General features: G+C 58.6%; 7 protein-coding genes. 3 read left to right on the top strand and 4 right to left on the bottom strand.

The features are described 5' to 3' along the window. Positions 1 to 1,378: phospholipase D-like domain-containing protein (locus SVU69_13480; GenBank protein ID MDY6944009.1), on the bottom strand; the 1,378-nt coding region annotated here is incomplete at its 3' end. A gap of 312 nt (positions 1,379 to 1,690) precedes the next feature. On the opposite strand from SVU69_13480, the gene SVU69_13475 reads away from it, so the two are divergent. Beyond that, entirely contained in the window at positions 1,691 to 2,098 is a 408-nt protein-coding gene (locus SVU69_13475; protein ID MDY6944008.1) for a TM2 domain-containing protein, read from the top strand. A 4-nt stretch (positions 2,099 to 2,102) separates the two neighbouring features. Here the strand turns inward: SVU69_13475 and SVU69_13470 are convergent, their stop codons facing one another. Continuing rightward, positions 2,103 to 2,960 carry an NAD-dependent protein deacetylase gene (locus SVU69_13470; GenBank protein MDY6944007.1) on the bottom strand — a complete coding sequence of 286 codons (858 nt, stop codon included), beginning with the start codon at positions 2,958 to 2,960 and terminating at the stop codon, positions 2,103 to 2,105. 179 nt (positions 2,961 to 3,139) lie between these two features. On the opposite strand from SVU69_13470, the gene SVU69_13465 reads away from it, so the two are divergent. Together SVU69_13465 and SVU69_13460 are read left to right on the top strand one after the other, a co-directional pair. Next, on the top strand, positions 3,140 to 3,538 hold the full coding sequence (locus SVU69_13465) for a hypothetical protein (GenBank protein MDY6944006.1): 399 nt from the start codon (positions 3,140 to 3,142) through the stop codon (positions 3,536 to 3,538). A 190-nt stretch (positions 3,539 to 3,728) separates the two neighbouring features. Further along, entirely contained in the window at positions 3,729 to 3,932 is a 204-nt protein-coding gene (locus tag SVU69_13460) for a hypothetical protein (GenBank protein ID MDY6944005.1), read from the top strand. Between the two features lie 4 nt (positions 3,933 to 3,936). On the opposite strand, the gene SVU69_13455 is transcribed toward SVU69_13460, so the two are convergent. Together SVU69_13455 and SVU69_13450 are read right to left on the bottom strand one after the other, a co-directional pair. After that, positions 3,937 to 4,554 (bottom strand): DUF4136 domain-containing protein, encoded by a 618-nt coding sequence (locus SVU69_13455; protein MDY6944004.1) that lies wholly within the window; start codon positions 4,552 to 4,554, stop codon positions 3,937 to 3,939. A 119-nt stretch (positions 4,555 to 4,673) separates the two neighbouring features. After that, positions 4,674 to 5,753 (bottom strand): alkene reductase, encoded by a 1,080-nt coding sequence (locus SVU69_13450; protein MDY6944003.1) that lies wholly within the window; start codon positions 5,751 to 5,753, stop codon positions 4,674 to 4,676. Positions 5,754 to 5,939: the final 186 nt, after the last annotated feature.

The raw sequence follows: 5,939 nt of genomic DNA, 5'->3' as shown, positions 1-5,939 counted from the left end.
AGATCGCATATTTGATCGACGAGTCGTCGGCGAACGCTTCAAAGGCTTGCGTGTAGGCCACATCGCCCTGGTTGGACCAGAGCCGATGGAATGTCGCCAGGCCCTTGGCAATGGCGGGGTGTTGTTTGTCCGCTACCACCAGAACATCGGTCTCCAGATTGTAGTTGTCTAGATTGCGACGTGTGAAATTGCCGGAGCCGGTGAGCAGCCGTGCCTCGCCATTGTTGTGCACCACAATGAGTGTTTTGACGTGGAATTGTTCGCCGTTGGTGTTGGCCCATCGCACCGGGATTCTGGATTCCATTAACTCCGAAGCGACCTGGCGGTTGGGGATTCCGTTTTTGGTACGGCCGAAGGCATCCCGGTTGGGGTCCAGGATCAACCGCACGTCCGCGCCGCGGATTCGGGCTTCTTTCAGCGCATCCACGATGCCGCGGTGGGAGAGATAAAACATCATCAAATAGACTTGATCGCCGGCCACGGCTTGATCAATGGCGGCAATGGCGGCATCGCGAATTGCCGATTCTGTCAGCACTGCCACCTGGGCCGAGGGGCTCTGTTCACTGAAATCCGACAGGTGAGCCGGCGGCACTAGGGGATCGTAGCCGGCAAGACGCAGCACCGTGTTTTCGGACTCCAGCAAATCCAACACGGCTGGCCCGGAAAAACGCACGGCCATGTTGCTATGCAGGCTGCTGGCGTCGTGCGGGTTGGCGGAGGTGACCAGACCGACCAACTCTTCCCCTTCGGCGTCGGCGATGAGGACTTTACGGTGATTGGCTTTGAAGTTCAGCATGGTCAGGTAGCTTCGAAGCCCCACCGTGCCTTCGCCGAAAGGGTTGGGCAAAGCGCCGAAGTCTCCCAGTGGCAGCGGGTTGATGACGAGCCGATAAGGCGAGGACCAAAGGGGGTTGCTATCTCGCAGAATGCCCAAGGGTGTTTCCAACACCGTAATGCCGGCCGCGCGGAGCTCGTCGAGATACGGCGATGGGTAGCCGCCATATACCGAATTGATGGGGTCAGTGATAAAAACCGCATCAAGCGTCGGGACGGCTTCAATGCGTTCGATGAGGGTATCGGTCAGCTCCCGGCTTAAGGGGCGGTGCCCGTCGCCGGCCACGCCCATAAAATCGTTGAAGAGAAACATGTCGAGAACGACGAGAAACCGCGCCTGTTGAATCATGTTGAAGGCGGCGTCGAAAATCTCGTGTTCTATCACCCGTCGACCGTTGTTGTCTTGCCAGGTGATGTCTTGTAGCAGCGTCACTGAATGCGCTGGTTGGAGCGGGCCTTGGTAAGCCATGCCATCGTCTAGGGTTTTCAAGGATCCATAGATACCCGTACTGGTCACCAATACGACGATAAACAAAAGTGCCATCTTTGGCCATGACGGCCGTCGCCGTTGTCGAGTTTCCGAGTAAGGCATGTTTTTACCGTGTGACTTCGCGTGGGAATCGCTTGCTAAATAAACCCTCCCTAATCGTTTTCGGGGAGCGTCAAACCGGTTGCCATATTGCCACGAAACATCGACTAACGCATCGATAAGCGCCTTTGGAAAAGCCCTGGGCCTTGGGAACGGAAGCGCGCCCGCGGAGATGGGCAGCAAATAAGGATCAACTCATCCTCGCGCTTGCGATGTCACCCCGGTTCTGCGGCACAATGAACCCAACAACCTCGTGAGGAGTTTTTCATGCCCAACACCCATAGCATCGTCGTCGGCTACATTCTGTGGATTTTCGGCTTTATGGGGTCGCATCGTTTCTATTACGGCAAGCCCGTGAGCGGAACCATTTACTTTTTTACCCTGGGGCTGCTCTTTATCGGCTGGATTATCGATTTGCTTTTGATTCCCGGCATGGACCGTCAGGCCGAAGCGCGTTTTGTGGAAGGGCCGGTCAACTACAACGTTGCGTGGATACTGCTCACCTTTTTAGGGATATTCGGCATTCACCGCTTCTACCAGGGAAAATGGGTGACAGGGCTGATATATCTGTTGACCGGCGGGCTTTTTCTCATCGGCATTATCTACGACTATTGGACCCTCAACGACCAGATCAGCCAGGTCAACCACGCCCGGTCGGGCACCGAGGCGGTATAAGTCTTTAGCCGGCCGAAGGCGCCAGGCGTCGGGCCAGCGCCGTGAGCGCCTCGCCCGAGCGCATGGGGATTTTAAAGCGCAGCATCTCATCGGCCCGTGTCCGTCCCAAGTTGATGGCGACCATGGGGATTTGCTGCTCATTGGCGGCACGGCAAAAGCGAAAGGCGGAATAGACCATCAGCGATGAGCCGATCACCAGCAGGGCATCGGACTCGCTCAAACGTTGGTAGATGCGATTGACCCGCGCGGTGGGCACCGAGTCCCCGAAAAACGTCACCGCCGGTTTCAGCAGGCCGTCGCAGCACGGGCAATCGGGAACGCGGAACGCGCCCAGGTCCGTGCCGTCCAAGTCCGCATCGCCGTCGGGCGCGTGGGCTGCCTGGTAAGCCAGGAATTGCGCGTTCATTGTTACCAATCGCTGCTGCAAATCGTAGCGGGACAGCGAATGACCGCAGGCGGTGCAATCCACACGATCCAGCCGACCGTGGAGGTCGATCACCCGCTGGCTGCCGGCCCGTTGGTGCAGCCCGTCGACGTTTTGTGTGACCAGTTGGTGAACGTAACCGGCGGTTTCCAGGTGAACCAAAGCGACGTGGGCGGCATTGGGTTGGGCGGCGGCAAAGCGCGGCCAGCCGATCATGCTTCCGGCCCAATACCGTTGACGGGCGCGGTGAGAGGTCATGAATTCGTCATGACGCATGGGTTGGCGGTGTTTCCATTGGCCTTCGTGGTCGCGGTAGTCCGGGATGCCGGACTCGGTGCTGCAACCGGCACCGCTCAGAATCATCAGCCGGGGATGATCCTCCACGAATTGCAGAAGTTGCTCAAAGCAGTTGTTTTCGGCTTTGGCCAAAGGTTGCATTTATTTTCCATCGTCGCTCGGACGCCGCGCAGCGTAACAAGCTTGTGTGTCTACATTTTGACGATCCGGCCGATTGTCGGCCCGGGGATATTTTCCATTACCATGCCCGGCCACCTGTAACAACCGAATCTGGTAACCTTTAGCGCAATGTTATCGAAGATTGGCGAGAGGTCACGGCAATGAATCAAGAAAATGTCTCGATCGACATGAACATGGATGCGAATGCGCTCTACCTAGAGGAAACTTTCAGCGACCGGCGCGTTGGCACCATTCGTCGGCTCAGCCCGGTTACGCCGGATGGCGCGGCAGACTCGACTCGGGCGGTGATTTATCTGGGGCACGCCCAGGTCATGACGCCGGTGGGTGCCTTGCCGCTGAGTTTTGAAATAGAGGCCAGCTCCCTTTCCGAAGCGGCCCAGAAGTTCGGGGCCGCGGCTGAAGTCGCTGTGGAACAAGCGGCGCGAGAGCTGCAGGAGCTCCGCCGCGAGGCCGCTTCTTCCATTGTTGTTCCCGGTGCCGGTGGCGACGCCATGGGCGGTGGTGGCGGCATGGGCGGCGGCAAGATCCAACTCCGCTAAATGCCGTGTGTTTACCCCGGCCTGGACGCCCAGGCCGGGGTAAACGGTTTTACCGTGTTCATCGTTTCCCTTCCCCTACAATCGTGCGGTTTATTTTGCGCAGCTAAGTATTGTGCGAAGGATGTTCCGATGTTGACTGATACCCATGTCGCACGTTTGGAGAATCGGTGTTGTGGTGGAAAGCGTGGAGATGACCACAGACGCGTTTGAGTGGCTGTTGAGTGCTGTTCCCAAGACCGCTTACGAGCTATCACTCGATGCCTCCGGCGCCCTTGTCTGGGGCGCTCAACAACCGGATGGCCCGGTTTACTACAGCCGCGATCCACACGTGTCGACGCTGCGCCGTTTTGGCGTTTGGTTGCTTGGATTGTTTCCCGTGGAATCGCAGCTGTAGCGAGTCACTCGGGGTGGGTTTTAGCCGGTGGGTAGTTCGCCAAAATGGCCGCAACGGCTTGGTTGACGCGTTCTGTTCTTTCTTCCACCGTCATCTTTTCAGCACGTGACGTCGTGACCCGGCTGGTGGTGGAACCGCGCCACTTCAAGGTATTGCTGGCCGGGTCAATCACATCGATGATCAAGGTGCCGGCGGTGTAGTTCACCACTTCGACGTCGGTTGTCCACATGGGCGCGGCGGGGTAGTAGCAGCGATAGCAGCGCGTGTACCCATAGTAGGTGTTGTAGCGGTCATAGGTGAGGATATCCTGCTGCTTCTCGGTTGTGGCGAAATAACTGATCCAAATGTCAGCCTGTTCCCGGTCCGTTTCCTGGAAACCTTGCGCCTGCAATTGCTGGCGCAATGCCTTCTCAATGCGGCTTTTTACCAGGTCGTTTTCAGCGGTTTGGATGTCTTCGGGGGCCACCAACGCAAAGCTTGTTTTGCCGGAAAAGGCGAACCGGTCGTCGTAGTCGGTTGCCACCGGGTAGCGGGTCGCGCAGGCGTTTAAGCCGAGCAGGATTCCAACCAGGACAAATAGCGTGACGGTGGGTTTTGTCGCGCGGTGGGCAATGTGGGTCATATCAAGCGCCACTCCGTGAATGGGTTTGTGATTTATGCACAAACGAAAAAAGTTTGCTCATGCGGTGGTCTCCGCAGTTTACCGCCAACCCGTTAAGCCTCGGTTCGTAGAGAACGGATCTACCCATCCACCGAGGGGTAATCGGTGTACCCGTGTTCGTCTCCGCCATAGAACGTAGCCGGGTCGGGCGTATTGAGCGGCGCATGTTCCTTTAAGCGGTAGACCAGATCCGGGTTGGCGATAAACGGCCGGCCGAAAGCGATTAGATCCGCCGTGTTTTTTGTCCGCGCCGCCAACGCGCGCTCGCGGTCGTAGGCGCCGCAGGCAATATAAGCGCCGTCGAAAGCCTGGCGTAAGGCCACAAAATCAAAATGGGCATCCAAACTTTCCCGCGGTGCCTGCTCCACCACGTGAAGATAGGCCAGGCCACGGCCGGAAAGCGCCTGTGCCACGGCGGTGAACAACGCCTGCGGGTTGCTGTCGTGCATGTCGTTCACCTTCACCGTCGGTGAAATGCGCACCCCCACCCGTCCCGCGGCCACCACCTCGGTCACCGCCGTGACAATCTCCATCAACAACCGCAAACGATTGGGAATATCGCCGCCGTAACCGTCGGTGCGCCGATTGCTGCCATCCCGCAGAAACTGATCGATCAGATACCCATTGGCCCCGTGAATCTCCACCCCGTCGAACCCTGCCGCCAGCGCATTTGTTGCGGCGTGGCGGAACTGCGCCACGATGCCGGGAATTTCGTCCCTTTCCAAAGCGCGCGGCGCAACAAAGGGATGCCGGCCTTCGGGTGTGGAAATTTCACCCGCCGGGGCCAGCGGCGAGGGCGCGACCGGCGCCTGCCGCTGGGGTTGAAAAGCGGGGTGGGAGATTCGGCCCACGTGCCAAAGCTGGGCGAGTATCCGACCGCCCGCATCGTGCACCGCCTTGGTAATCGGCTTCCAGGCGGCCACGTGATTGTCGGTATACAGGCCCGGTACGTTGGGGTAGCCGACCCCTTCGGGTGCGATCACCGTGCCTTCGCTCACAATCAGCCCGGCACTGGCGCGCTGCGCGTAATAGGTGGCAGCCCAGGGGCGCGGCGTGTTGTCGCTCTGTGAGCGGCAGCGGGTCAGCGGGGCCATCACGATACGGTTGGGCAGGTTCAATTCCCCCACTTGTACGGGGCTGAACAGGTCTGTTTGGCTCATAGCAGTCTCATTGTTGAGGTGGGCGCAATCCAAGCTCAATTACAACCCATAAGAGGCCAGTCGGGAAGGGGACTGCCGGCCAGAGCGTGAAGGCCGCAACTAACCGCCGTTCTCATCGCCCGGGAGATATGGTCTTCCACTTCCGGCGCGTATTGCCGCTAAACACAAAAGCGAGTGCCGAGTGGG

This window comes from Pseudomonadota bacterium, assembly GCA_034189865.1.
Classification (GTDB): Bacteria; Pseudomonadota; Gammaproteobacteria; order UBA5335; family UBA5335; genus JAXHTV01.
This window is presented reverse-complemented; position numbering and strand designations above follow the sequence as displayed.